We start from the raw sequence: 25,000 nt of genomic DNA, 5'->3' as shown, positions 1-25,000 counted from the left end.
GCGCCTGCGGTGAGTCCGTAGGAAGGTCAGCGGCGAAGCTGCGCCAGCAGTCGCCGGGTGCCGGGTGATGGTTCCAGTCCTGCCTCGGCCAGGGCTTCTTCGCAGCCGCGGTACGTGGTGAGCAGCGCGTCCGCGCAGCCCAGCGCGTTGCACACCCGCATGCGGACCTGCCAGGCGGCCTCGCGGTAGGGATTCGAGCCGAGCACCGCCAGCGCGAGCTCATCGGCCGTCCGGTAGTCGCCGGCGTCGGCGGCCGCATCGGCGGCGAGCATCCGTGCGTCGGTCACGAGCTCATCGAGTTCCCGGCGCCGCACCTCGGCCCACTCCGAGCTGACACCGTCGAGGAACACGCCGCGCTCGGCGATGTCGAGCGTGTCGCGCAGGGCGTCGAACTGCTTGCCGGCGGGAAGCTCACCGGCGGCGGTCAGCAGGTATTCGAACTGCCGGCTGTCGCTGGAGACTTCGCGCGACTCGAGCCGGATCTCGTCGCCGTCGCTGCGCACGAGACCGGGGTCCGGCAAGACCTCGCGCAGCCGGTTGACCGCCTGGCGCAGATAGGCGCGGGTGGAGGGGTCGGATCGACCGTCGAAGAGTGCGGTGAGCAACTCCGGCCGGGTCGCGCGCCCACCGGGCCGCCCGAGCAGATAGGCCAGCAGTTCAAGGCTCTTGGCGATGCGCGGCCGGACGATCTGCTCACCCACGATCAGTACCGGCGCGCCGAGATCGTGCAGGTGGACGTGGCGATCCCGCGGTACGACGCTGGGATGCTCGGGCGCGAGCAGTGCACGCCCGAGCCGGTGCCACTCGCTGCGGAGCCCGGGTTCGGCGTCGATCTGGCGCGCGACGACGTCGGGGAAGTCGCGCAATGCCGAGAGCAGGCGGTGGTGTGAACCGAGGCGGGCGCTCGCCCGCAGAGCGAGGTCGGCGGCGTCGTCGGCGGCGGTCTCGTTACCGAGCCGCCACTCGGCCTCCGCGAGGTAGACGCCGACGAGCGGTAGCTGGAGCAGCCTGTCGCGCCCGGCCATCCGGTGGGCGGCGGACCGCAGCAGGGCCGCGGCCTCGTCGTCGTCGTGGTCGAGCAGGAACGTGAGCCCCTGCCAGACCACGTGCTCGTCGATCACGTGCTGCACCGCTCGACCCGCGGGGTGACGCTTGGCCTGGTCGAGCGCGGCGCGCGCCTGGTCGGGGTCGCGCCGCAGCCGCAGCGCGAGTTTCGCCTCCTGAACCAGGTGCAGTGCCTTGAAGAAGCCCGACCCGCTGGCCGCCACGCGGTCGCGGCCCGCGATCTGCTCGCCCCACGCCTCGCTCGCCCGCCCCAGGTCCAGCAGGAGCTCCACGCGGGTGAAGCAGTCGAGGAACATCGGGCTCAGACCGGCGTCGGCCGCCTGGTCGAACAGCGCGGAGGCCTCGTCGAGGCGCCCCAGTGCCACCAAAGCCGAGATCCGCCATGGCCGGTGAACCGCCTCGACCCACGGCGACCGTTGCGGTTCGAGCAGCCGGGTAAGACGACCGTGAGTCCAATGTAGACGCAGGGGCAGCGTGTCGAGCGGTCCGCCCGAGGCCGGGGGCTCATCGGCGTAGCCGGCGGTACCGCCGATCCGCTCCACTTCGTTGGCCCAATTCGAAACCCGCAGCGCCGGCCCGTCGGCCGCAGCACCCACCAGGGCACGGGCGTCGTCATAACGCTCGGCGTGCCAGTAACACATGATCATCATGGCTGCGAGGTCGCTGTCGTAGCGCACGTCGTCGCCCATCATCCGCACCAAGCGGTCGCTGACGGCCATGCCGTGCGCGTAGTGCTCGAGGCCGACGGCCACCATCAGCTCGGCGACCGCCAACCGTTGCGATGAGCCTCCTGGGTGCGGGGTCAACGCGGCGATCCAGCGGTTGGCGAGGGTCAGGTCGAGGCGCTCGAGGACGGTACCGATCGTCTCCTCGGCCAAGAGCACGGCGTCGTCGAGGTCGCCGATCTCGATCAGGAGATCCACCGCTTCCTCCGATCGGCCTTCCGCCCGCAGCAGCGTCGCGTAACGCCTGCGCAGCTCGAGGACCTCTGCGGCCGGTCGCCGGTCGAGCAGTTCGATGAGGTACTCGCGCAGACGGGGATGCCAGCGCAGCGCCTTCCGCTCAGCGCTCCACGTCGCGGGCAGGTGCAGCCGACGCAGCTCACCCAGGCGTGCACCCGACTCGGGTACACCGAGCGCCTCGCACCGGCGCACGGTCACCTCGTCGCACAGTGCGGTGCGGACGAGGAACTCGCGCTGGACGTCATTGAGATCGGCGAGGATGTGGGCGGCCAGGTAGCCGTGCAGCGGGTCGGCCTCACCACCGGCCCCGTGCACATGCTGGTCGGACCGCCAGGCCTCGAACAGCACGCCGGTGACCCACCCGCCGGTCGCGGCGACCGCGCCTTCGGCGTCGAGCTCCCCACCACCGCGCAGCGCCAGCGCGGCGCCCGCCTCCGCCACGGTGAACGCCAGATCGGCCTCCCCCACGCGAATCACGTCCGCCCAGGCCGCCGTCGAGGGGGTATCGAGCGTCAGCTCGCGTCGGCTGCACAGGACCAGGCGCAACGATCGAGGCGCGTACCGCGCCAGGGCGGCGATGATCGCGAGCGCCTTCGGTGCGTCCGCGAGCCGTTCCAGCTGGTCGAGCACCAGGACGACGGGGCGGTCGGCGATCGCGTCCGCCAGCAGCCCGGCCGTGTCGATATGCGGGGTACGCGCGGCGAGCGCACAGCCGGCAACACCGGCCAGATCCGGATACACGCGGGCCAGCGCCGCTTCCAGATAGTTCAGCAGCCGCCCCGGGGCCTGATCCGAAGAGTCGAGGGTGAGCCACGCGACGGGGACCGGTCCCCCGGAGAGCGCCTCGACCACGGCGGTGGTCTTACCGGCACCCGCCGTGGCACAGACCCACACCGTGTGACCGGACGTCACGACGTCCGCGATCCGCGTCGCGAGCCGTGGTCGCCGAACCCACGCACGCGGGAGATCGGGTGCGACCAGCTTGGCATTGATGATCACCGGACGATTTTACGGCCGGCTCCCAAGTGCCGGCCGCGGTTTCGCCCCGGTTTCGGCGCCGCGGGCACAGTGGTGCTCATCGCGTCCGGTAGCGCTCGACCGCCGGACTGCTCACCCCACAACTCGACGCCGAGGTAGTTCATGTCCACCGCAGCCCGACCGACTCCCGTGTCCGACCTCGATCTCTGGAGCGATGCCGTTCTCGCCGATCCCTACCCGGCCTACCGCGAGCTGCGGGACGCGGGTGCGGCGGTGCACCTTCGCCGTCACGCCGTCTGGGTGGTCGCCCGCTACGCCGACGTCCGGGCCGTGCTGGCGGACGACATGACCTTCTCCTCGGCCTCCGGGGTGGGCATCAACGACCGGATGAACGGCCTGCAGGCGGGCACCGTCCTCGCGTCCGACGACCCCCAGCATGCCGTGCTACGCGCCGTCCTCAGTGAGAAACTCGCACCCCGGGCCCTGGCGAAACTGCGCACCCAGATCGCGGAGCAGGCCGACTCGCTTGTCCGGGACGCGGTCGAGCAGGGCACCTTCGACGGTGTCGGTGACCTCGCCGCGCGGCTGCCCGTCGACGTTGTCGCCGACCTGATCGGGCTACCCGTGCAGGGCCGCGAGGTCCTGCTCCCCGGAGCCGATGCCATGTTCGCCGGCATGGGTCCGATGGACGAACGGCTGGAGGCCCGCGTTCCGGAGATCATGGCCCACCAGCGCTACATCGGTGAGATGACCAGCCGGGAGAAGCTCACCCCTGGTAGCTGGGGCGCGGCGATTCTCGACGCCGTGGACGAGGGCAGGATCGCACCGGACGCCGCCGTCCCGCTGATGACGGCATACCTCGTCGCCGGGATGGACACCACGGTGCACTCCCTGGGCAACTATCTTCGGCTGCTGGCGGCCGACCCCGGGCTCTGGAAGCTGCTCAAGGCTGATCCGAGCCAGATCGGCAGTGGGTTCGAGGAATGCCTCCGGCTGGAATCCCCGGCGCAGAACTTCACCCGCGTGACGACGCGCGCCGTCGAGATGGGCGGCGAACCCCTTCCGGCTGGCGCCCGGGTCGTCGTGAGCTTCGCCTCGGCCAACCGCGACGAGCGCCACTACCCGGATCCCGACCACTTCGACATCCGGCGCAGACCCCTCGACCACCTCGCGTTCGGCCACGCCGTGCACGGGTGCGCAGGCCAGGGCCTGGCCCGGATCGAGGCTCAGGCCCTCATCTCCGCGCTGCTTCGCCGCGTCGACCGCCTCGAACTCGCGGGCGAGCCCGTCCGCCACCTCAACCCGACGATCCGCGGGCTCGCGAAGCTGCCGGTCTCGGTCGTGCCCGCAGGAGGACGCTGACCATGGCGCGTGTGGAGGTCGACCGCGACCGTTGCGAAGGACACGGGCGGTGCGAAATGAGCGCACCGGAGATCTACCGGCTGGACGACGACGGCGAGCTCGAGATCCTGCTCAGCGAGGTGGGGCCGGACCAGCGCCCGGGCGCCGAGGCGGGTGTGCTGGCGTGCCCGGTCGCGGCACTGCGCCTATCCCCCTGACCGCCGTGATCCCGGCGCCGTGACCGACCTGGCCGATCGCGGCGTGGAGGTCCGCCGTGGGGACTACGACGACCCTGCTGGCGAACGCGATCTACGTTCAGTTCATCGCCCGTGACGTCGCGGGAGCCGTCGACGCCGGGGAGCTCGCGGCGCCGGCCGGTGACGCCGCGGTCGCACCGGTCCTGCGCTCCGACCTCGCGGCCGCCACCGCCGCGGTGCTGGTCGACCCGGCCGCACACGCCGGCAAGACCTACGACCTCACCGGGGCGGAAGCTGCCGAAATCCGCGACGGACCCGAGCTGGGGTGAGCCGGTCCGACGGCGCGGGTTTTTCCCAGGGGCGCCCTAGATCCGCGGCCAACCGGCGGACCAGCCGGAGTTGAATGTGGCAGTCGCGCGAAGCGTGTCCGCCGGGGGTGGTGGTCGTCAGCTTTGCGCCAGGGCGGTGGCTTCCGCCCGGCCGGCTCCCCTGAGTACCAGGGCGTGGTACTTCGCCAGGTAGCGGGCCGCACCGAAGCCGACCACCGCGACCAGGCGGTCGCCTGCGAAGTAACCCGCGACCGTGCCTTTGACCGGGCCACCGGTCAGGCCTTCACCGCGCAGCGGCACGATGGTGCCGGCCAGATCCGGCCTGCCGACCAGCTGGATCTTCATGCCGAACTGGTCGGACCAGAAGTACGGCACGGTGGCCGGCGGTGGGTCCGCGCCCGCGATATCGCGCGCCACCACGGCGGCCTGGTCGACGACGTTCGTCCAGTGCTCGTGCCGGAACCTGCCACCGCGAACCGGGTCCTGCCACGCGGCCACGTCGCCGACCGCCCACACGCCGGACGCCCCATCCACCCGGCCGCGCTCGTCGCATGCCACGCCGTTCGCCGTCTCGAGGCCGACGTCGCCCTTGTCCAGCCAGGACGATCGGGGGGTGGCGCCCACCCCGGCCAGCACCACGTCGGCCGATACGCGGCTGCCGTCGGCGAGTTCGACGGTGTTCGCGTCGACGAAACGGCTCAGTCGCGTACCCAGCCGCAGGTCGACGCCCGCCTCGGTGAGCAATCGTCCACATAGGACACCGAGCTGCGGCCCGAGTGCGCGCTCACAGGGCACCGGCATGGCTTCCAGCACCGTGACGCCGATCCCCCGGGCACGGGCGCCGCTCGCCACTTCGGCGCCGATGAAACCGGCGCCGACGACCAGCAGTGACCGGGCACCGTCCAACGCCACGCGCAGCGCCAGCGAGTCGTCCAGGGTGCGCAAGGTATGCACCCCGGGCGGCTGGCCGGGCAGCCTGCGAGCCTCGGCCCCGGTCGCGATCACCACCGCGTCGGCGTCGAGCACGGTCCCATCGGCGAGAGCGACGGCGCCGGCGTGCAACGCCGTTGCCGGCACGCCGAAGTGGGTGCGAACGTTCAACTCGGCGAGCCCGTCATGATCGCGCAGCGTGATCCGCTCGGGCGTCCAGGTGCCGGCCAGCACCTGCTTCGACAGCGGCGGCCGGTCGTACGGCGCATGCGGCTCGTCGCCGACCAGCGTGATGCCGCCCTGATATCCGGCGGTGCGCAACTGCTCGACCGTGCGCACCCCGCCCAGGCCGGCGCCCACCACCACGACGTGACTCACGCGGCCCTGACGGCCTTCATCGCACCGGCCCAGGACTCGAGCTGGTCGAACAGGACGTCGGCAGCGCCGTCGTGCAGCGCAGCGGGCTGGAACGAGGTGAAGTTCTCGAAGTCGGTGAACAGCGAGAAAGACAGTTGCTGACGCACGTGGGCGATCTGCAGCTCGCTCGCGATCGCCCGCAGGTGCTCGATCGCCCGCGTCCCGCCGAGCGCCCCGTACCCGACGAACGCGGCCGCCTTGTTGTTCCATTCGGCGTGGAGGTAGTCGATCGCGTTCTTCAGCACTCCCGATGTGGAGTGGTTGTACTCAGGGGTGACGAAGATGTAGCCGTCGTATTCGCCGATCTTGGCGGCCCAGGCCTTGGTGTGCTCGCCGGCGTACGTGCCCCTGCTCGGCGGCACCGCCTCGTCCAGATGCGGTAGCGGGTGGTCAAGGAGGTCGATCAGCTCATAGTCAGCGCCGGCGCGCCCCTTCGCCCTGGTCAGCACCCACTCCGCAACATCCTTGCCCTTACGGCCGGGGCGGGTGCTGCCAAGGATGACGGCGATCTTCAGCGTGCTCACGAATGTTCCTTCCGGTGTCAACAGATTCGAACTTTCAAGCGAGGGTCACCGCGACGGCGGCCATCCAGGTGACGTTCAGTCCGGCCTGGACCCAGAACGTCCACGGTCGCAGCAGCTTGGTGTTGATCAGCAGCGTGGAGCCGGCCTGCATGATCGCGAACAACACCCCCACGACGGCCAGCCACCACGTTCCGGAGAGGCCTGCCGCGGCCACCCACACCGCTGCGGGAAGGTGCGCGCCGGACCGCAGCTGATGGGTGATTTCCGGGTTCAGCTTCGCGACCTGTGCGCCGCCGAGCGCACCGTCGAGCACCAGCCACCCGTAGCCGGCCGCCTTCGCCCAGGCCGGCGCGGGCAGTTCGGCGACGGCGGGCAGCAGCAGGAAGTGGTAGGCGGCACCGGTGACGCCGGTGGCGGCGTGGGCCCAGGGCCGGCCGCTTTTCACGACGATCATCGTCAGGCTGAAGAGGACTGCGGCTAAGAGGACCGCGACCGCGACGGGTGACATTGACCTGCTCTCTCAATGCTGGATTCGGGGAAGGCCCAGGTAGGACGGCACGCCGGGCCCGGTGACGAGCGTCTGCGTGCCCCCGAAGACCGCGGCCGGGCGGTCGGTGGGGTCGGCGTGGCCGTTGAATCCCGCGCCGTCGGCGGTGCGGGCGAAGTCGTGGCCCAGCACCCTCACCTCGAGCCGCGACCCCACCGGCAGGTGCAGGCTCGCCGGCCAGATCTCGACGTCGAGGTCGTACTCCTGTCCCGGTACGAGCGGCTGCTCCTCGTCGTGGCTGTGGAAGGGCCGCAGGAAGCCCGACCGGGCCGGGTCGACCTTGCGATGCGAGACACGCAGCCAGCCCAGTGACACCGTCGAGCCGGGCCCGCTGGCGGCGAAGAACGTGGCCTCGGTGCCGTCGGGAGCGTAGGCGCGCAGCGCGACGAAGACGTCGGCGTCGGTGGTGGAGCTCGCGAGCCGCAACCGCAGGTGCAGCGGACCGGCGAAGGTGAGCGCATCGGTCAGCGGCGGTGTGGTGAACACGGCCGCGCCGTCGAGCGCCGAGTAGTCGGTCCGCGCCGCGGCGGTGGGTTCGCTGGTGCCCAGCGTCATCGTCGCGGCGTCGAGGTGCAGGCGCAGCTCGGCGGCGTCGGGCGCGGGCCAGTCGCTCGTCTCGACGGTGCGTGCCACGGTGTCGTCGACGGCCCGGACCACGTACTGCACGCGGGGCTCGTCGTCGGACCATGCCGGCTCGTCGCCTTTGAGGAAGCGGTCGAAGAAGCGACGCTGGGTCTCGATGTTGTCCGGGTGGTAGAAGGAAAGGAAGTACGAACCGCGCTGGACCCGCAGCCACTTGCGCTCCGAGGCGATCCCGGTGAAGCCCAGCAGCGTGCCGCGCAAGTGCACCTGCAGGCCGCCCCAGTTGGCACCGACGAGCGCCGGGATCTCGATCTTGGTCAGGTCCGCGCTGCGCGCCCGGTACCAGTCGTCCTCGAGTGGATGGTCGAGCACATCCCGGAGGTAGTCGACGCGGTTCGCCGCGAGCTCGGCCGCGGGCAGCGCCGGGCCGGTGTTGCGCTCCCCGGTGAAGTAGTCGCGGTAACGCGACGCCCCGTTGCCGTGCTGGTTGGTGTACACCAGCTCCCACCAGTACCCGACGAAGCCGCTGGAGAAGATCCCGCCCTGGCGGGTGCGGTCGCGGTAGAAGTCGCTGGTGCCCTGCCAGGGCTGGAGGGCGGCGAGGTGTTCCGGCCGGTGCTGGGCGATCATCCACTGGCTCGAGGCGTAGTAGGAGATACCGAGCAGCCCGACCCGTCCGTTGCTCCACGGCGCGCGCCCTGCCCACTCGACCGCGTCGCAGGCGTCGAGGAACTCCTGCGGCGAGTTGGGCGCAAGGAAACCGGGAGACTTGCCCGCGCCGCGCGAGTCCACCCGCACCACCACATATCCCATGCGGGTCCAGACCTCGGGGTCGGGCGTCTCGAACGCCATGTGGCGCAGCGACGACTGCCCGGTGATCTCCGGGTGGTTCTCCTTCAGGTCCGCGAAGACCTCGGGCCAGAAGTTGGAGAAGTGCACGTCCTTGCCGTACGGGCTGTAGTTGAGGATCACCGGCCACGGCCCCTCGCCGAGGGGCTGGTAGACGTTCGCCACCACGTGTCCGCCATCGCGGAGGGGGATCACGACGTCCTTGTCGATGACCAGGTCCGGTTCGACTATCCGAGCCACTGTGCTCTCCTCTTTTCCATCAGACGGGGTACGTTCATCGGTCCTCAGCAGGAAAGCGGCGGCTCGACCCTGGAACTCGGGCGATCTCGGGGTTGCCATGTGGTCGAGCCCGGGTACGACGATCGCCTCCGCCGCCGGTATCGCGTCGGCCAGCGGCGTGAGCGATCCCGCGATGGCGTCGTCGGTGCCGACGACGAGCAGGACGTCCGCGCGGATCGCACGCAGCACATCCGGGGCGATCGGCCGGGGTGGTCGCCGGATGACGGCCGACAGGGCCAGCAGGTCGTTGCCCGACGCGCGGGCCTCGTCGACGACGGAGCGCAGGGCGGCCGGCGCATCGGGTGGCAGCCCGTCCAGCAGTGCGGCCGATACCGCGTCACCGGCCTCCGCCCGGAACAGGTTCTCGCCGACACCGCCGATGGCCAGCCGCCGGAAGCGCCGGGGCTGTTCGGCCGCGAGCTGGAGCAGCATCTTGCCGCCGAGTGAGAACCCGGCCGCGTCGAGGACGGCGTCGCGGGGCAGCGCGGCCGCGACGAGATCGGCAATGAGCTCGTAATCCCCCGGCTCCCGGGACACGGTTCCGTGACCGTGTCCCGGGAGGTCGATCCCGATCACCTTCCGGCCGGCCCTGTGCAGCGACCGCACCAGGTCCGAGTCCTGCCACGTGCCGGCGTGAGAACCGCCCCAGCCGTGCAGCAGGACGACCGGGGGCTCAGGCATCAGAGCCTGCCCGGCGGAGCATGACCGAGTCGTTGCCTGCCGCCACGAACACCGCGGTGAGCTCACGCCGGTGGACGAGCCAGCCGGCCTCGGTGAGCACGAGCTCGTCGTCGACGTCGCAAATCGCGGACGGCGACTCGACGGCGAGCGGGGCGTGTCCGTTGCCGGCGAACAGCGACAGCACATAGGTCGCCGTGGCGTATTCGCCGGTGATCCGGACGACGACGTTCGACACCAGGTGTCGCGAGAGGCGCGGTCCGTTGGCCTGGCGCCGCGCGTACCCTGCGGCGATCTCCGCGCGTCCGCACATCGTCAGCGCCGGCATGACACAGGTCCCGTCGTCGGTGAAAAACAGCTCGCCGCCGATACCGAGCTCGCGGTCGACGTTCCACCAGGTCCGGTGGACGGTCTCCACGACGTCGTCGCGGGTGCTGTTCCCTGACATCCGCTCAGCTGCCGATGGTCATGAACGACTCCGGCATGTTGTAGGCCCAGCCGTTCATGATCTCCGGGAACTTCCCGGGGCTGGTCTCGGCCGTGTACGACTCGTGGTCCTCGAACTCGCCCATGTCGGAGCTGAACTCGTTGCGGTTGCCGGCCGGGTCGAACGCATAGGCGAAACAGTTCGTCCCGAACCCCGTCGTGTTGCCGGCGCCGCCCGCCATATGCCGCCCTGGACCGAACTCCCAGCGGTTGCCCGTTTCGACGAGGCGGTCGCTGAGCCGGAAGTAGTGGTTCCCGTCCTCGACGGCGAACGCGATGTGGTGCAGGCGGTCCGACGCCCGCTGCGCCCCCATGTAGGCGAGGTCGTGGTCCCGCTTGGTCGCCCGCAACCACGACGCCGCCCAGCTGCCGCCGATCGTCAGCACGAGCGATTGTTTGAAGCCCAGCACCATCTTCATGAAGTCGGAGACATCCTTGGGGTCGGCCGTACCGAGCAGGTTGATGTGATCGATATCGGTCGGCCGGAACGTTCCGTCCGAGGCCAGCTCGGTCACGCCCGCGACCCGGTCGCCGTAGCCGGCGACGAACTCCATCCGGTGCCCGCTCGGCAGGTCGAAGCCGAGGATCTCGCCGTGGCCCGGCCGGTCGGGCTCCTTGTACCGCTCGAACGGCACGTCGTTGGCCGTGAGCCGGGAGACGATCTCGTCGATGTCGTCGGCGTGGTCGACGCCGAACGCGAAACTGACGAGGCTCTGCCCACCTGCCACCAGCGTGACGTCGACGGCGTCACCGGAGCACGCCAGCAGGGCCCGTTCGGCGTTGCGGTCGAGCACGGTGAGTCCGAGGACACCCTCGTACCATTCCAGGGCTTGACCGAGGTCGTCGACCCGCACGGCGGCGTGGTCGATCCGGTTGATGGCCATCTCTTCGCTCCTCCTCGAGCGTCCGTACACAGGGGGCTGCGCCGGGCACGATGAGCGCAACTGTGCCCGCGGCGCCGAAACCACCGCGAAACCAGGTGGACGTTTCGCCCGTGTTTCGGGGCCGCCGCCACGATCGGGGCATGACCGACACCGAGCAAGAGATGGCCGACGTGGCCGTGGTGGGAGCCGGCCCCGTGGGGCTGAGCATGGCCGCCCTGTTGGCGCGTCATGGACTGACGGTCGTGCTGCTCGATCGCGGTCGCCACGGCGTGGTCAAGCCACGAGCGACGCACCTCGACGACGAGGCAGTACGGATCATGCAGGCGATGGGACTGACCGGCGAGCTGGAGCCGACGTTCTACACGCCATCGTCGTTCACCCTCTACGACAGCACGCGCACGCCGGTGGCCAACTCCACCTTGGGCCGGGAGATCGGCGACCAGGCGTGGCGACGGGACTACATGTTCCACCAACCGACCTTCGAGTCGCGCATGCGCGAGATCCTCGGCGCAGCCCCGTTGGTGAGGGCGCGCTACGGCGTCGAGGTCACCGGCGTCACGCAGGACGCCGACCACGCCGAGGTCACGGCCTACGACATCGACTCAGGCAGCACGTTCACCGTGCCCGCGCGCTACGTGGTCGGCTGCGACGGTGCGCACTCGGCCGTCGCCCGGTCGATGGGTGTGGAGACGGAGGATCTGCACGCCACGCAGCGGTGGCTCGTCGTCGACCTCCTGATCAACGAGGACGTCGGCGACGTCGACGACGAGCTGCACACCGTTGCCGTCGCCCCACCGGAGCGGACCTACACCTTCGTCCCCACCGGCGAACACCGGCGGCGGATCGAGTTCAAGGCGTTCGACCACGAGTCCGACGAGTCGCTGGAGACCCCGGAGACGGTGTGGAGGCTCGTCGAGCGGTGGGTGACACCCGAGACAGCGGTCGTGGAGCGCGCCGACGCCTACATCTTCGCGGCCACGCTCGCGACGCGGTGGCGCGACCGGCGCCTGTTCCTGGCCGGCGACGCAGCGCACCAGATGCCGCCCAAAGCGGGTCAAGGCCTGTGCTCAGGCCTGCGCGACGTGGCCAACCTGTCCTGGAAGCTCGCCTTCTGCCTGCAGGGACGGGCCGCGGACACCGTGCTGGACACCTACTACGCCGAGCGCGCGCCGCACACCCGCACCTGGACGCTGATCTCCAGCGGGATCGCCCGCGCGATCGAGGACCTCGCCGCCGGACGCCGACCCGATATCGAGGGTGAGCAGCGACCGGACTCGCGGCCACCGCTGGGCTCCGGCCTGCACGGGACGACTCCACCGCCTGCCGGGACGTTGTCGCTCCAGCCATTCCTGACCGACGGGACCCGCCTCGACGATCACCTCGGACTGTCCTTTTCGGTCATCGCCCGAGCCGACGTGCTGGCGGCGTGTGACGAGCGCACTCGCGCGACCTGGCGCGAGCTGGGCGCGGTCGTCCTCGATGCCACCGCGGCACGGTACGAGGAATGGCTGACCGAGCACGACGCCGGTGCGGTGATCATCCGGCCCGACAAGTACGTCCACGGAACGGCGCGCACGGCCACCGGCCTCGCCGCGCTCACCGCGCAGCTCGACGTGGCGCTGGGTGCAAACACCACCAGCACGACCAGGAAAGAAGTGACGGCATGAGCGGTATCACCGAGCTCACCCTGCAGCCCACCGACCTCAGGCGGGTCGGCCACGGTCTCGCCCGCCCCGAGAACGTCCTCGCCTTTCGCGACGGAACGGTCTTCACCTCGTCGAACAAGGGCTACATCACGCGTATCGCGCCGGACGGGCGCCAGTGGCGGATCGGCCGCGTGCCGCATGACGCACCGACCACGATGGCGCTCGCCGACGACGACTCGCTGATCGTCAACAACACCGGCGACGGGAACCTCTACCGGCTGCAGCTCGATGGCAAGTCCGAGCTGCTGCTCGACACCATCGAGGGCCGGCCGATCGGCAGCGCGAACTACGTGTTCCTCGACTCCCGCGGCCGGTTGTGGATCGCCGTCGCGACCAGCACCGCGCCTCCGCACGGGCCGGCCGACCCCGCACGGGCGACCGGATATATCGCCGTGCTGGAGGACGGTCAGGCACGCATCGTCGCGGACGGGCTCCGCTGGCCCAACGAGGTGCGCCTCGACGCCACCGAGTCCTACGCCTATGTGCCCGAAACGATGGCCCAGCGGGTCCTTCGTTTCCGGGTCACCCCCGAGGGCGGTCTGACCGACAAGGAGGTCGTCGGCCCCGCGACCCTCGGCCCCGGCATCCTGCCCGACGGCATCGCGCTGGACGTCGACGGCAACGTGTGGGTGGCGCTGCTGTCGGGCAACGGCCTCGTGATCATCACACCCGAGGGCCGGACACACACCGTGTTCGACGACCCCAACGCGGCCGGCCTCTCCGCACTCGCGGCCCAGTACGACGCCGGCGCGATCGAGTTCCCGACGATCCTGGGCTGCCGAGGCCGGCACATCCAGACGCTGACCAGCATCGGCTTCGGCGGACCGGACCTGCGCACGGTGTTCATGGGTTCGCTGCTGATGCCGCACCTGCTCAGCTTCGACTCACCGGTGGCCGGGCTGCCCCTGCGTCACCAGCACCGGCCCGCAGCACCACCCCAACCCGAATCCGAACTGGCCCCACTCGACGAGAACGGAGCATGAGCATGGCGACCGAGCGAATCGTGCAGCCCCCGCTGCACCACATCAACCTCAAGACCATCCGGATGGACGAGATGATCGACTTCTACGCCAAGGTCATCGGCGTGAAGGTGATCTTCAAAAACGACTTCGCCGCGTTCACCAGCAACGACGACGCCCACCATCGCGTCGTGTTCATCACCCTCGACGGCATGCACAACGACCCGGAGAAGGTGCCGCACACCGGCCTGCACCACACCGCGTTCGACTACCCCTCGCTCGCCGACTTGATCGCGACGTTCGACCGCCTGCGCGGCGAGGGCATCCTGCCGCACATGTCGGTCGATCACGGGATGGCGATGGCGCTGTACTACTCCGATCCCGACGGCAACTCGGTGGAGCTGCAGGTCGACAACTTCCCGACCCAGCGGGAGGCCCAGGAGTACATGCGCACCTCTCCGGAGTTCCGCGCCGACCCGTTCGGCACCTACTTCGACCCGGTGCTCGTGTCGCAGGAGCTCGCCGACGGGCTGTCCCACCAGGAGATCCACGAGAAGGCGTGGAAGGGCGCCTACAAGAACGAGGTGACCGCGGGCTACGACCCGCATATGCCGGTGCCGGGCGGTGTGCCACTGTGAAGTTCGCGCGGTACGCCCGCGACGGCGTCGCGCACGACGCGGTCCTCGCGGACGACAGGCTCGTGCCCCTCACGGAAGTGGGCGGTGCGGAGCGCTCGATTGTCGGGGCTCTGGCCCTGGACCCGCCCGGTCGTGCCCGGCTGGCCGACCGGGCGCGGGAACTGGCGCGCGCCGGGGCGGGCGTCGTGGCGAGTAGTGCCGAGCTGTTGGCGCCGGTCCCGGTTCCGCCCAAGTACCTGGCGATGGCGTTCAACTCGCACCACGACCCCGCCGACATGCTGGCGGAGCCGGATCTGCCGGAGGCTTTCCGCAGGCGTCTGCACGTGGTGGCCGCGACGAACGCGGCGTACCCGGCGTCGCATGTGCCGGTGGTGTTCAACAAGCAGACGTCTTGTGTCGCCGGGCCGCGCGACGACATCTGGGCTCCGCCGGACGCGCGCGAGCTCGACTACGAAGGGGAACTGGTCGTCGTCATCGCCCGCCGGGCTCGCCGGCTGCCGGTATCCGCGGCACACGAGGTGATCGGCGGCTACACCGTGGGCAACGACGTGTCGATCCGCGAGTGGCAGTTCGACACGCCCACCCTGTGGATGGGCAAGAGCCTGGAGACGTTCGGGCCCACCGGGCCCTTCGTCGTCACCCCGGACGAGATCGACCCCGGCGCCGTACCGGTTCGGACGTGGGTCAACGGCGAGATCCGGCAGGACGGAACGACCGCTGAGCGCCGGTTTTCCGCCGCCGAGGTGGTCGCCTGGATCTCACAGCGCTGCACGCTCGAACCGGGCGACCTGATCGCGACGGGCACCGGAGGTGGACTCGCGCAGTTCACCGGGCGGTACCTGAAGCCCGGAGATGTCGTCACGGTCGAGATCCCCGGCATCGGCCGCCTCGAGAACCGTGTCGTTGCCGAGCCGGCCTGATTCGCGCCACACGAGAGGAAGCATTGTGCCCAGGAAGTATGTCTTGGGGAATCGGAGCGACGGACTGTCCGACGTCCTGCAGGACGAAGACGTGATGTTCGATGGACCGTCGGGGGCCAGGGATCTGTGGTTCAACACCACCACACCGGCCGACCTGGCGGCAACGACCGACCCGACGGCCGGGGCGAAGTTCGTGCACGAGGCGCCGGACGGCGGCGCGGTGTTCCGGATCGTCTCTTGGGCACCCGGCACTCACGACGACAAGACGCCCGAGGAGATGCGGGCCGTCCACGCCCAGCTCGGGACCGCGCATATTCCCAGCGTGGAGTACCTCGAGTCGGCCAAGCACCCGTCCATGCACCGGACGGACACCCTCAACTACATCGTGGTCCTGTCCGGCAAGATGTGGGCCTTGACCGAGGGCCGCGATGTGCTGCTGCGCCCCGGCGACGTGATGGTCCTGCAAAGTTGCATCCACGGCTGGCGCATCGAGGGCCCCGAGCCGTGCGTCATGGCGGCAACATTCATCGATGGCGCCTGGTCGTCCGGCCCGGCTCCGAAGGAGCAATAGACCCTTAACGGAATTTCTACGTCGCAGCGCGGATCTTGACGAAATCCGTACGCCGGTCCGGTCGCGCGCGGGGCAGGCTGCCGGTGTGCCAGCACCCACGTCATGGCTCAAACGGCTGGTACTCGGACGGCCGTTCCGGAGCGACACCCTCGGCGAGACTCTGCTGCCCAAATGGCTCGCCCTGCCGATCTTCGCCAGCGACCCGTTGTCCTCGGTCGCCTATGCGACGCAGGAAATCCTGCTCATCCTGTCCATCGGCGGGCTGGCATACCTGACGCTGGCTCCGTGGGTCGGGCTCGGCGTCGCCGTCCTGCTGACGGTGGTGGTGCTGTCCTACCGGCAGGTGGTGCGCGCCTACCCGAGCGGCGGCGGCTCGTACGAAGTCGCCTCGCGCAATCTCGGCTCCCGCGCGGGCCTCGTGGTTGCGGGCGCGCTGATGGTCGACTACATCATGACCGTCGCCGTGTCGGTGGCCTCCGGCGTGGACAACATCATCTCCGCGGTGCCCGAGCTCAACGACTACCGGATCGCGCTCAACATCGGGTTCATCGTCATCCTGATGGCGATGAACCTGCGCGGCATCCGGGAATCCGGACGCGCCTTCGCCACGCCGACATACCTGTTCATCGGCGCGGTGATGCTGGTCATCGTCATCGGCTTCACCCGCACGTTCACCGGGCACGCCCCGGTGGCCGAGAGCGCTTCCTACGACATCCGGCCCGAACAGGCCGGGCTCACCGGGCTGGCGCTGATCTTCCTGCTGCTGCGGTCGTTCTCGTCCGGCTGCACCGCGCTCACCGGCGTCGAGGCGATCTCCAACGGCGTCCCGGCGTTCCGCAAACCCAAGGCGCTCAACGCCGCGCGCACCATGACCGCCATGGGCACCATCGCCGTGGTGATGTTCGGCGGCATCACCGCGCTCGCACTGATCACGAAGGTGCACATCGCGGAGAACACCTGCGACCTCGCCGGGTTCGCCGGGAACTGCCAGACCGACCCGCAGCGGACCGTCATTTCGCAGATCGGCGCCGCGGTGTTCGGCGGCGACCACGCGTTCCTGTTCTACTTCCTGCAAGCCACCACCGCGCTGATCCTGATCCTCGCCGCCAACACCGCGTTCAACGGCTTCCCGCTGCTGGCCTCGATCCTCGCCCAGGACCGCTACCTGCCCCGCCAGCTGCACACCCGCGGCGACCGGCTCGCGTTCTCCAACGGCATCGTCGCGCTCGCCCTCATCGCCGGGATCCTGATCTTCGCCTTCGACGGCTCCACCACCCGCCTGATCCAGCTCTACATCCTCGGCGTCTTCACCTCGTTCACCCTGTGCCAGGCCGGAATGGTCCGGCACTGGAACCGGGCCCTCGCCGAAACGACCGGCGCGCGGGAGCGGACGGCGATCCGGCGCTCGCGGCTGATCAACGCCGTCGGCGCGCTGCTCACCGCCATCGTCCTCGTCGTCGTGCTCATCACGAAGTTCACCCACGGCGCCTACCTCGTCGTCATCGCGATCCCCGTGCTCTACGTGCTGATGCGCGCCATCCACCGCCACTACACCCAGGTGCGCGAAGAACTCCAGCCCGACGACGAGCTCGAACTTCTGCCCAGCCGGGTCCATGCGATCGTCCTGGTATCCACGTTGCACAAACCCAGCCAGCGCGCGATCGCCTTCGCCCGCGCCACCCGCCCCGACACCCTCACCGCGATCACCGTCAACGTCGACGACACCGACACCCGCGAACTCCAACGGCAGTGGGAACGACGCGGCATGAAGATCCCGCTCAAGGTCATCGAATCCCCCTACCGGGAGATCACCCGGCCCGTCGTCCAGTACGTCAAGCACCTCCGCCGCGCCGGCCCCCGCGACGTCGTCTGCATCTACATCCCCGAATACGTCGTCGGCCACTGGTGGGAGAACATCCTGCACAACCAGAGCTCGCTGCGGCTCAAAGGACGGCTGCTGTTCGAGCCCGGCGTCATGGTCACCAGCGTCCCCTGGCAGCTTCGCTCGACATCCCGCCGCGACCTGCAGCGCGTCCGGCCACTGCCGGGCGACATCCGCCGCGGCGTCACCACCCAGCGCAGCTCCTGAGCGGCTGCGGCCACCTCGGGATGGGTTCACGCCGTTCCGCCAGAGACCGCCTCCGGCGAGTCAGTGTCTTGTGGGCACCCTCAGGACACGCTCGGCGGCTTGTGACATCCCTCGTGGACGTCCTCGAAGACCGAGTTCCCTCACGCCAGTTCGCTCGCCGCCGCGGACTCCGGCGCCGCCGGTATCGGGCTGGTGCGTCGCTGAGTGCGCACCAGCAGCACGGCCAGCACCCCGGCGATCACGAACGCGACCAGCCCGATCCCGATATAGGTGAACACGCCCGTGGCCGAGTTCATGGACTTGCCGTCGACGGTCACCTGGTTGCCCTTGAGCACCGCCGCGCCGATGAAGTTCATGAACACCGAACCGATCGCGACCATGACCATGACCTGGCTGGACACCGTGCCCTGGCGCTCGGGCGGCGCCAGGATTCCCGCCATGTTGAAGCCCGACGTCACGAGCGTGCCCGCGGTGATGCTCAGCATGATCGAGCAGAGAACCGCGAGGGGAAGCGTGTCCGCGGCGATGAACAACCCCAGGGTCGCCAGCGTCCCGAGCGCCACCCCGGCGGCCAGTGCCGGAGCCGGCCCGATCCGGGTCGAGATCGCTCCCGAAAGCGTGCCACCGAGCACGATCCCGACCGACGGCAGGCCGAGCAGCAAACCGATCGCCGCACCGCTCGCGCCCGCGAGCCCATAGCCGAGCCCCAGCTCCGGCGACACGTCGCTCAGCAGGCTGAACAGCTGCAGCATGCTTTGATACGCGCCGGTGCCGAGCACGACCACCAGCAACGTCAGGATCAGTGGCCGGCCGAGGTTGTTGATGTCCACCACCGGCTCGGGAGTGCGGCGTGACACCACGTACCAGATGCCCAGCACGACGAACCCGACGAGCAGAAGCGGAACCGAAACGCCCCAGCCGTATTCCGACCCGAAACTGATGTAGGCGACCACCAGAGCCAGACCGCCACCGAGCAGCAGCGCCCCGCGGACGTCGATCCGGCCCGGTGTCCTGATCACCGACTCGGGCAGCAGGAACCGCACCAGGAACGCCGTGACGACCGCCAGCGCGCCCGAGATGATGAACACCACCTGGTAACCGGTGTGCTGGGCCAGGTAGTCGAACAGGAACGCGGAGCCGATCCCGAAGATCGCGTTACCGGTGGTCACGATCCCGGTGACGATCATCCCGATCCGGGGTGCGCAGATGTCCTTCACGATCCCGACCGTGAGGAACAGCGAGGCCACGGCCGCGCCCTGGATCACCCGCCCGGCCACGAAGATCCAGAGGGTGGGCGCGAGCATGCACACGAGTGCGCCCACCGCGGCGATCGTCAGCGTCAGCACCAGGATCTTGCGTTTGCCGTAGCGGTCGGCCGCCTTCCCGAGCAGGGGCGACCACATCGCGCCGGCCAGCATCGCGCTCGAGTTGAGCCAGGCAGGCTCGTCCTGCCCGAAATGCTCGAGCATTGTGGGCAGCACGATGATCGGCGCGGTGATCACCGTGTCCACCATGACGTTCACCAGGAGCAGGATGGCCGCCTGACCGGCGAGCAGTCTGTTCCATCCGGTGTGCTTCGTGGTGCTGGTCTTTTCCATGAAGCGCTCCTAGTAGGGCCGGACGGTGTTGCCGATCGACCGGAACGGGGCCAGATGGTTGATGAGATCCATCTCCTGACCCGCCGGCAGGCGCGCCAAGAGGTAGCCGTCGGGACGGACGAGCAGGATCTCGCCGGGGTAAGGCTGGTAAATCCGCTCGAACTCGCCCTTGGCGTCGACGATGGTGCTGCCGGCCGCCGGGCCGATGCGGTGCACATGCATGTGGGTGGGCTTGGCGTTGTCGAAGATGACCGGCTCGCTGTGGTCCCACACGAACAGCGAGTAGTGCATGCCGCGCAGGAGGTCGAACACGTCTCCGCGGAATTCCTCGCCTTCGAGGCCGGTCGCGTTCGGCGCCCGGTCACCCGGCTGCGGGACGGGCCCGGCTTCACTGCCGCCGGGGTAGATCATGGGGCTGTCGCGGTAGTGGATGCCCAGACCGGTGTTCATCTGGCCGTCGCCGATGTCGGCCAGCGCGGAGCCCAGGCCCTCCTCGCCGCTGCCCGCCTCCCGCATGGCCCTGGCCATCTTGGCCGTGCTCATCTCGAGCACCCGGCGGGCGACCGGGATACGTTCGTCGTCGTAGGTGTCCAGGAGCTTCCACAGCGCACCGTTGAGGATGCTGTCCAATTTGAACCCCAGGTTGTAAGCGTCCTGGATACCGGTGTTCATGCCCTGACCGCCCGCGGCGGAATGCACGTGGGCGGCGTCGCCGGCGAGCAGGACGCGGCCCTTGCGGTAGGTCTCCACCATGCGGACGTTGATCTGGTACACCGACAGCCAGCCGGCGCTGGTCAGTTCGACGGTGCCCTTGCCGGCGCGTTCGTCGAACAGCTGCTGGTAGAACTCCAGCGACGGGGTGCCGGGGATTTCCCCGGGCAGAATGGGGCTCTGGAACTGCCACAGCTCGTCACCGAGCGGGGTGAGGCCGAGCATGCCCTGATCGGACGGCCAGATATGCATGTGGTCCCGGTCGAGATCCGAGCCCACGGTGACATCCCCGATGTACCAGCGCTGCTCCTCGTAGGTCTTGCCCACCAGCGGCAGCCCGATGAACTTCCGGGTGCTGCTCTTGCCGCCGTCGGCACCCACCACGTAGCGGGCCCGGGTGGTCTGCTCGCCGTCCGCGGTCCGCAGCGCGACGGTGACCCCGTCGTCGTCCTGCTCGATACCGGTCGCTTCCACCCCGAATTCGACGCGGCCACCGAGCTCTTCGAGTCGCTGCCGCAGCGCGTATTCGACGTGGAACTGGCCGATCTGCAACGGATCGGGATACGGCGTGTGGGCGGAGTCGTCGGCCGAGACCGAAATCGGCGGCTTGTCCACGACCGCACCGCCCTGTTCGTGGAACCGCATCGGCAGCCTGGCCACACCGTGGCGCAGGACGTGGTCCACCGCGCCCAGGTCGTCGAGCACCTCCAGCGAACGCGGCTGGATGGTCTTGGCCCGGGTGGCGCGGTTCGCCGCCGGGTCCCGCTCGAGGATCCGCACGGCGAAGCCGCGTCGGGTCAGGTCACACGCCAGCGTGAGTCCGGTGGGCCCGGCTCCGATGACGATGACATCGGCCCTGGCTGTGTCAGTCATGGTGTCCTTCCAGAATGTGTTGCGCGACAAAGGTTTCTCCGGTTGCTTCGGTGGGCAGCGTGTTCTTTCGCACCACTCCCTGCTGGGCGACGACGACGATGTTTTCCGGAGCGGACAGCAGGGTGATGTCCCGCACCGGGTCGCCGGCGCAGATCACCAGGTCGGCGAGCATGCCGGGGCGCAGCGTGCCCAGGCGGTCGTCGACCTCGAGCAGCCGTGCACTGTGCACCGTGCCGGCGCGGATGGCATCCATCGGGCTCATGCCGAGCTCGACGAGATGCGACAGTTCGGCGAGGTTGTGTCCGTGCGGGGTGATCCCGGCGTCGGTCCCCGCGGCGATGCTCACCTTCCGCTCGATGGCGGCGGCGATGTTCTTCTTGGTGAACTCGTTCCAGCGCCGCTTCTTCTCGTAGTGCCAGGGCGAGGTCTTGCTCCGCTCCAGTGGCCGGAACACGGTCGCCAAGGTCGGCACGAGGAACGCGCCCCGTTCCCCCAGCAGGTCGCAACCGCGGTCGTCGATACCGAAACCGTGTTCGACCGAGCGGACTCCACCGCGGATCGCGGCGAGGATACCGGCGCGCCCTTGCGCGTGTGCCGCGACCGGGCGGCCACGGTGCCGGCGAGCTTCGTCCACGACGGCGGCGACCTCTTCGTCAAGCAGGTCCTCGTCGTCGGGATCGTCCGTCGCGCTGCTGATCCCGCCGCTGGTACAGACCTTGATGACGTCGGCGCCGTCGCGCAGCATCCGGCGCGCCGCGAGCCGCACCTCACGCACGTCGTCGGCCAGCACACAGAAGTCGAAGTCGAGGTGCAGCCCGCTGGGCAGCGTGGCGTCCGCATGCCCGCCGGTGTGACTGATGATCCCGACCGCGACCTGCAACCGTGGCCCTGCCAACTGCCCGCCGGCGACGGCGTCGCGATAGGCCGCCGGCAGCGCACCCAGGTCACGCGCCGACGTGATGCCCGATTCCAGGGTTTCCCGCAGCCGGTGGGTGGTCTGGATCATGCGCATGACATCGCCCGTCGTGAGCGCCTGTTCCACCACCGACCGGTTCGACGGCAGGCCCAGGTGGACGTGGCAGTCGAAGAACCCGGGCAGCAGCGTGCCGCCCTGGCCGTCGATCGCCGGAATATCCCGCGATGCCGGCGGCGCTTCGCCGGCCGGGCCGGCGAAGGTGATCCGCCCGTCGGCATCCGCCTCCAGCACGGCATCCGGCACCGCGGCGTCGCTGACACCGTCGACGAGGCGGACGTTGTGCACCCGCAGTGGCGACTTGTTCTCGATCTCCATGCTCCCTTGGCCCTTCTTCCTTCCGGATCTCGACGCGCTTTCGGCCTACCTCCACGACCGGATCGGGCAGGTCCCGCAGCGGCATCACTCGGCGTCGGGCGGCGCCGGGACGTCATAAGCGTTGAGCACCAACGAAATGCCGGCGTACTGCGCGATCAGGAAAACGAGTTCCGCGGTACCGGATTCGCCGAACGACCGGACGGCCGCGCGATAGAGCGCACCGGGCATCGGCCCGCCGGTGTAAAGACGAGCCGCCACATCATGGGCGACGGCCTCCTCCGGCGTCAGCTCGGCCGGCCGCTGCCCAGCCACCAGAGCCGCGACGACGGTGCCGGAAAGCCCGGCCGCCCGCGCGATTCTGCTGTGCGAATAGAGCTCGTATCCGGCACCGTATCGGGCCCCGGTGGTGAGGATGGCGACCTCACGGACCCGCACCGGAAGCACGCTCACGGTGGTGACCGCCGTGGACCAATCCAGCAACGGCCTGGCGAGCTCCGGGAAGTGCAGCATCACGGGAAACGGCCCGACCAGCGCGCCGTTTTCGTCGATCGTGGTGAACGGGGTGCGCAGCCCGCCGAGCATCCGGCGAATCTGCTCGTCGAGCTGTTGTTGCTCCGCGGAGAGCTGGTCCGGGCTGATGGGCTTGATTCGCACGGTGATCACACGTCCCTGGTACGGAAGGCGGAGTGGCTCACGACGGTGACGACCACCGTGGCCACGAGGAGGATGAAAAGCCCGGAGCCCGGCGAGACCATGCCGCCGACCGGGACCACGGTGTAAGCGGCCTGGCCCGCGGTGATCGGCCAGTACCGGCCGAACGCGTCACCGATCGCGCCGGGCAGTCCCGGAGCGAGGGCGGGCACGAGCAGCAGCGCACCGACGAGGACGGCGAGGCTGCTGGTGCTCGACCGGGTCAGTACCCCGACCGCCACCCCGATGAGCGCCACGAACGTCAGATACAGCGTGGCCCCGACGAGCGCGCCGAGGACACCGGGGTCACCGAGCCCGGCGGCGGGCAGGCCGGCACCCTTGACGCTCAGCTGCACCACCGTGAAGCTGATCAGCGTGGTGAACAGGCTTACGACCAGCGCGATCGCCCCCACCACAAGCGTCTTCGCGACCAGCAGGCGGGATCGCGACGGCACCATGGCGAGGCTGCCGCCGATCATTCCGCTGGCGTATTCGGGCGTGATGCTGAACGCGCCGAGCATCCCGATGACGAGCTGGGCGAAGAGGAAACCCTTGAGGCTGCCCGCGGTCGGATCCCAATCGGGCGGCACCTGCGACGCCGGAGTGCTGAGCAGATCGGACATGCCGAGCACGCTGAGCCCGACCCCCGCGACGATGGCGGTGAGTGCAAGGATCCAGGTACTGCGGACGCTGCGCAGTTTCGTCCATTCGGAACGAATCGTGTTCCTGGCCGGGATCGCATCCCGGACAACGTGGGCGAGGTCGGCCGGGCGCAACCTTGTCCAATCAGGACGGTGTGGTCTGGTCCATTGGAGTTTCATGCGGCACGGCTTCCGTACTCGGTGACGTCGTGGGTGAGCCGGAGGAATACGTCCTCGAGGGACTCACGGACCCAGGTGAGCTCCTCGAGCGGGATCCCCTCGGTCGCCGCGATCTTGCCGACGATGGCCGTGTCGGCCCCGGTGACCAGAAGGTTGCCGGTCTCGCCTCGGTCGAATACGAACCCGGCCCGCCCCAGGGCACGCGCCAGGTCTTCCGGTGCCGGTGAAGAGACCGTGACGATCTGCGTCGTGTGCGCCCGCACGAACTCCTCGAGCGACGACTCGGCCACAAGCCTGCCCTGACCGATCACCACGAGGCGGTCCGCGGTCAGCTCCATTTCGGACATCAGGTGGCTGGAGAACAGGATGGTCCGGCCCTCCGCCGCGAGGTTCCGCATCAGGGTGCGCGCCCAGCGGATACCCTCGGGGTCCAGACCATTCAAGGGCTCGTCGAACACCAGCACTCCCGGGTTGCCGAGCAGGGCGGTCGCGATGCCGAGGCGCTGCTTCATCCCCAGTGAGAACTCCCCCGCCCGGCGGGAGGCCGCGGCGGTCAGGCCCACGAGATCGAGCACCTCACCGGCCCGTGTCCGGTCGAGGCCCGCGGCCTGGGCGAACGCGAGGAGATGGTCGAACGCGGTGCGCTGAGGATGGACGGCGCGCGCGTCCAGGAGGGCACCGATCGTGTGACCCGGGTCGTCGAGCTCGGCGATGCGCCGGCCGCCGATCGTGATGCTGCCGCGGGTGGGCTTCGCGAGCCCGAGGAGCATCCGCATGGTCGTGCTCTTGCCGGCTCCGTTGGGCCCGAGGAATCCGGTGATGACGCCCGGTTCCGCGGTGAACGACAGGTCGTCTACCACGACCTTGTTCCCGTATCGCTTGGTAAGGCCCCGCGCCTGGATACCGGCCGTGGACGCGGGGCCCGCCTTGGACTCCGTCATGTATGCCCCCTTCTCTCAAGAAACCACACTACACGGTGCAGTTTTCACAAGGCTGAGAAGAGGATGTGAACATGGCCGTGCCGTTGTCAGCCGGCCGGTGGAATCGGTGAGGGAGACGCGGTGCGCGCCGTAGGATTCCATGAG

At 69.5% G+C, this 25,000-nt stretch carries 22 protein-coding genes; 9 read left to right on the top strand and 13 right to left on the bottom strand.

Going from position 1 to position 25,000, the window contains the following annotated elements:
- Nucleotides 1–26: 26 nt before the first annotated feature.
- Nucleotides 27–3,026, bottom strand: a complete 3,000-nt coding sequence (locus tag GKO32_RS40055; protein ID WP_154755513.1) for an AfsR/SARP family transcriptional regulator — start codon at nucleotides 3,024–3,026, stop codon at nucleotides 27–29.
- Nucleotides 3,027–3,167: 141 nt separating this feature from the next.
- Here GKO32_RS40055 and GKO32_RS04665 point away from each other — a divergent pair, with 141 nt between their 5' ends.
- The 3 genes from GKO32_RS04665 to GKO32_RS04655 are packed head-to-tail and all read left to right on the top strand — an operon-like array spanning nucleotide 3,168 to nucleotide 4,872.
- A complete protein-coding gene (locus tag GKO32_RS04665; RefSeq protein WP_154755512.1) occupies nucleotides 3,168–4,367 on the top strand; it encodes a cytochrome P450 in 1,200 nt (399 codons plus the stop codon).
- Nucleotides 4,368–4,369: 2 nt separating this feature from the next.
- Nucleotides 4,370–4,564: a ferredoxin gene (locus GKO32_RS04660; RefSeq protein ID WP_208024274.1), complete on the top strand. Its 195-nt coding sequence runs from the start codon at nucleotides 4,370–4,372 to the stop codon at nucleotides 4,562–4,564.
- 56 nt (nucleotides 4,565–4,620) lie between these two features.
- The gene (locus tag GKO32_RS04655) at nucleotides 4,621–4,872 is read left to right on the top strand and encodes an SDR family oxidoreductase (protein WP_154755511.1); all 252 of its coding nucleotides are present in this window, start codon (nucleotides 4,621–4,623) and stop codon (nucleotides 4,870–4,872) included.
- Nucleotides 4,873–4,989: 117 nt separating this feature from the next.
- Here GKO32_RS04655 and GKO32_RS04650 read toward each other — a convergent pair whose 3' ends face one another.
- From GKO32_RS04650 to GKO32_RS04625, 6 genes are all read right to left on the bottom strand, one after another.
- A complete protein-coding gene (locus GKO32_RS04650; protein WP_312867486.1) occupies nucleotides 4,990–6,180 on the bottom strand; it encodes an NAD(P)/FAD-dependent oxidoreductase in 1,191 nt (396 codons plus the stop codon).
- The gene (locus GKO32_RS04645) at nucleotides 6,177–6,743 is read right to left on the bottom strand and encodes an NADPH-dependent FMN reductase (protein WP_312867485.1); all 567 of its coding nucleotides are present in this window, start codon (nucleotides 6,741–6,743) and stop codon (nucleotides 6,177–6,179) included. The genes GKO32_RS04650 and GKO32_RS04645 overlap by 4 nt, the downstream gene beginning before the upstream one ends.
- Before the next feature lie 34 nt (nucleotides 6,744–6,777).
- Nucleotides 6,778–7,197 (bottom strand): hypothetical protein, encoded by a 420-nt coding sequence (locus GKO32_RS04640; RefSeq protein WP_154755509.1) that lies wholly within the window; start codon nucleotides 7,195–7,197, stop codon nucleotides 6,778–6,780.
- 66 nt (nucleotides 7,198–7,263) lie between these two features.
- On the bottom strand, nucleotides 7,264–9,681 hold the full coding sequence (locus GKO32_RS04635; RefSeq protein ID WP_154755508.1) for a CocE/NonD family hydrolase: 2,418 nt from the start codon (nucleotides 9,679–9,681) through the stop codon (nucleotides 7,264–7,266).
- Complete coding sequence (locus tag GKO32_RS04630) at nucleotides 9,674–10,126, bottom strand: nuclear transport factor 2 family protein (protein ID WP_154755507.1); 453 nt, start codon at nucleotides 10,124–10,126, stop codon at nucleotides 9,674–9,676. The genes GKO32_RS04635 and GKO32_RS04630 overlap by 8 nt, the downstream gene beginning before the upstream one ends.
- Nucleotides 10,127–10,130: 4 nt before the next feature.
- A complete protein-coding gene (locus tag GKO32_RS04625; protein ID WP_154755506.1) occupies nucleotides 10,131–11,048 on the bottom strand; it encodes a VOC family protein in 918 nt (305 codons plus the stop codon).
- A gap of 140 nt (nucleotides 11,049–11,188) precedes the next feature.
- Between GKO32_RS04625 and GKO32_RS04620 the strand changes: the two genes are divergently transcribed.
- The 6 genes from GKO32_RS04620 (at nucleotide 11,189) to GKO32_RS04595 (ending at nucleotide 17,931) form a co-directional block, all read left to right on the top strand.
- On the top strand, nucleotides 11,189–12,715 hold the full coding sequence (locus GKO32_RS04620) for a bifunctional 3-(3-hydroxy-phenyl)propionate/3-hydroxycinnamic acid hydroxylase (protein WP_166459376.1): 1,527 nt from the start codon (nucleotides 11,189–11,191) through the stop codon (nucleotides 12,713–12,715).
- Nucleotides 12,712–13,737 carry an SMP-30/gluconolactonase/LRE family protein gene (locus GKO32_RS04615; protein WP_154755504.1) on the top strand — a complete coding sequence of 342 codons (1,026 nt, stop codon included), beginning with the start codon at nucleotides 12,712–12,714 and terminating at the stop codon, nucleotides 13,735–13,737. Before GKO32_RS04620 ends, GKO32_RS04615 begins: the two co-directional genes overlap by 4 nt.
- A 2-nt stretch (nucleotides 13,738–13,739) precedes the next feature.
- On the top strand, nucleotides 13,740–14,351 hold the full coding sequence (locus GKO32_RS04610) for a VOC family protein (protein ID WP_166459375.1): 612 nt from the start codon (nucleotides 13,740–13,742) through the stop codon (nucleotides 14,349–14,351).
- Entirely contained in the window at nucleotides 14,348–15,271 is a 924-nt protein-coding gene (locus GKO32_RS04605; protein ID WP_154755502.1) for a fumarylacetoacetate hydrolase family protein, read from the top strand. The genes GKO32_RS04610 and GKO32_RS04605 overlap by 4 nt, the downstream gene beginning before the upstream one ends.
- Nucleotides 15,272–15,314: 43 nt before the next feature.
- Complete coding sequence (locus GKO32_RS04600) at nucleotides 15,315–15,842, top strand: cupin domain-containing protein (RefSeq protein WP_154755501.1); 528 nt, start codon at nucleotides 15,315–15,317, stop codon at nucleotides 15,840–15,842.
- An 85-nt stretch (nucleotides 15,843–15,927) separates the two neighbouring features.
- Nucleotides 15,928–17,931, top strand: coding sequence for an APC family permease (locus GKO32_RS04595; protein WP_312867484.1), 2,004 nt, complete (start codon nucleotides 15,928–15,930; stop codon nucleotides 17,929–17,931).
- A gap of 140 nt (nucleotides 17,932–18,071) precedes the next feature.
- On the opposite strand, the gene GKO32_RS04590 is transcribed toward GKO32_RS04595, so the two are convergent.
- The 6 genes from GKO32_RS04590 to GKO32_RS04565 form a co-directional block, all read right to left on the bottom strand.
- The gene (locus tag GKO32_RS04590) at nucleotides 18,072–19,529 is read right to left on the bottom strand and encodes an MFS transporter (protein WP_208024273.1); all 1,458 of its coding nucleotides are present in this window, start codon (nucleotides 19,527–19,529) and stop codon (nucleotides 18,072–18,074) included.
- A 9-nt stretch (nucleotides 19,530–19,538) separates the two neighbouring features.
- Entirely contained in the window at nucleotides 19,539–21,113 is a 1,575-nt protein-coding gene (locus GKO32_RS04585) for an FAD-dependent oxidoreductase (RefSeq protein WP_154755500.1), read from the bottom strand.
- A complete protein-coding gene (locus tag GKO32_RS04580) occupies nucleotides 21,106–22,404 on the bottom strand; it encodes a metal-dependent hydrolase family protein (RefSeq protein WP_154755499.1) in 1,299 nt (432 codons plus the stop codon). The genes GKO32_RS04585 and GKO32_RS04580 overlap by 8 nt, the downstream gene beginning before the upstream one ends.
- An 84-nt stretch (nucleotides 22,405–22,488) precedes the next feature.
- On the bottom strand, nucleotides 22,489–23,067 hold the full coding sequence (locus GKO32_RS04575; RefSeq protein ID WP_154755498.1) for a carboxymuconolactone decarboxylase family protein: 579 nt from the start codon (nucleotides 23,065–23,067) through the stop codon (nucleotides 22,489–22,491).
- The gene (locus GKO32_RS04570) at nucleotides 23,064–23,915 is read right to left on the bottom strand and encodes an ABC transporter permease (protein WP_154755497.1); all 852 of its coding nucleotides are present in this window, start codon (nucleotides 23,913–23,915) and stop codon (nucleotides 23,064–23,066) included. Before GKO32_RS04570 ends, GKO32_RS04575 begins: the two co-directional genes overlap by 4 nt.
- Nucleotides 23,912–24,856 carry an ABC transporter ATP-binding protein gene (locus GKO32_RS04565; protein ID WP_154755496.1) on the bottom strand — a complete coding sequence of 315 codons (945 nt, stop codon included), beginning with the start codon at nucleotides 24,854–24,856 and terminating at the stop codon, nucleotides 23,912–23,914. Before GKO32_RS04565 ends, GKO32_RS04570 begins: the two co-directional genes overlap by 4 nt.
- Nucleotides 24,857–25,000 lie beyond the last annotated feature (144 nt).

It is taken from the genome of Amycolatopsis pithecellobii, from assembly GCF_009707865.1.
Classification (GTDB): Bacteria; Actinomycetota; Actinomycetes; order Mycobacteriales; family Pseudonocardiaceae; genus Amycolatopsis_E; species Amycolatopsis_E pithecellobii.
This window is presented reverse-complemented; position numbering and strand designations above follow the sequence as displayed.

Excerpts from the sequence above, each read along its gene's own strand:
- GKO32_RS04660 (WP_208024274.1), top strand. The coding sequence starts at position 4,370 with ATGGCGCGTGTGGAGGTCGACCGCGACCGTTGCGAAGGACACGGGCGG.
- GKO32_RS04625 (WP_154755506.1), bottom strand. The coding sequence starts at position 11,048 with ATGGCCATCAACCGGATCGACCACGCCGCCGTGCGGGTCGACGACCTC.
- GKO32_RS04635 (WP_154755508.1), bottom strand. The coding sequence starts at position 9,681 with ATGCCTGAGCCCCCGGTCGTCCTGCTGCACGGCTGGGGCGGTTCTCAC.
- GKO32_RS04620 (WP_166459376.1), top strand. The coding sequence starts at position 11,189 with ATGACCGACACCGAGCAAGAGATGGCCGACGTGGCCGTGGTGGGAGCC.
- GKO32_RS04610 (WP_166459375.1), top strand. The coding sequence starts at position 13,740 with ATGGCGACCGAGCGAATCGTGCAGCCCCCGCTGCACCACATCAACCTC.
- GKO32_RS04630 (WP_154755507.1), bottom strand. The coding sequence starts at position 10,126 with ATGTCAGGGAACAGCACCCGCGACGACGTCGTGGAGACCGTCCACCGG.
- GKO32_RS04590 (WP_208024273.1), bottom strand. The coding sequence starts at position 19,529 with ATGGAAAAGACCAGCACCACGAAGCACACCGGATGGAACAGACTGCTC.
- GKO32_RS04565 (WP_154755496.1), bottom strand. The coding sequence starts at position 24,856 with ATGACGGAGTCCAAGGCGGGCCCCGCGTCCACGGCCGGTATCCAGGCG.
- GKO32_RS04580 (WP_154755499.1), bottom strand. The coding sequence starts at position 22,404 with ATGGAGATCGAGAACAAGTCGCCACTGCGGGTGCACAACGTCCGCCTC.
- GKO32_RS04665 (WP_154755512.1), top strand. The coding sequence starts at position 3,168 with ATGTCCACCGCAGCCCGACCGACTCCCGTGTCCGACCTCGATCTCTGG.
- GKO32_RS04585 (WP_154755500.1), bottom strand. The coding sequence starts at position 21,113 with ATGACTGACACAGCCAGGGCCGATGTCATCGTCATCGGAGCCGGGCCC.
- GKO32_RS04640 (WP_154755509.1), bottom strand. The coding sequence starts at position 7,197 with ATGATCGTCGTGAAAAGCGGCCGGCCCTGGGCCCACGCCGCCACCGGC.
- GKO32_RS04570 (WP_154755497.1), bottom strand. The coding sequence starts at position 23,915 with ATGAAACTCCAATGGACCAGACCACACCGTCCTGATTGGACAAGGTTG.
- GKO32_RS04615 (WP_154755504.1), top strand. The coding sequence starts at position 12,712 with ATGAGCGGTATCACCGAGCTCACCCTGCAGCCCACCGACCTCAGGCGG.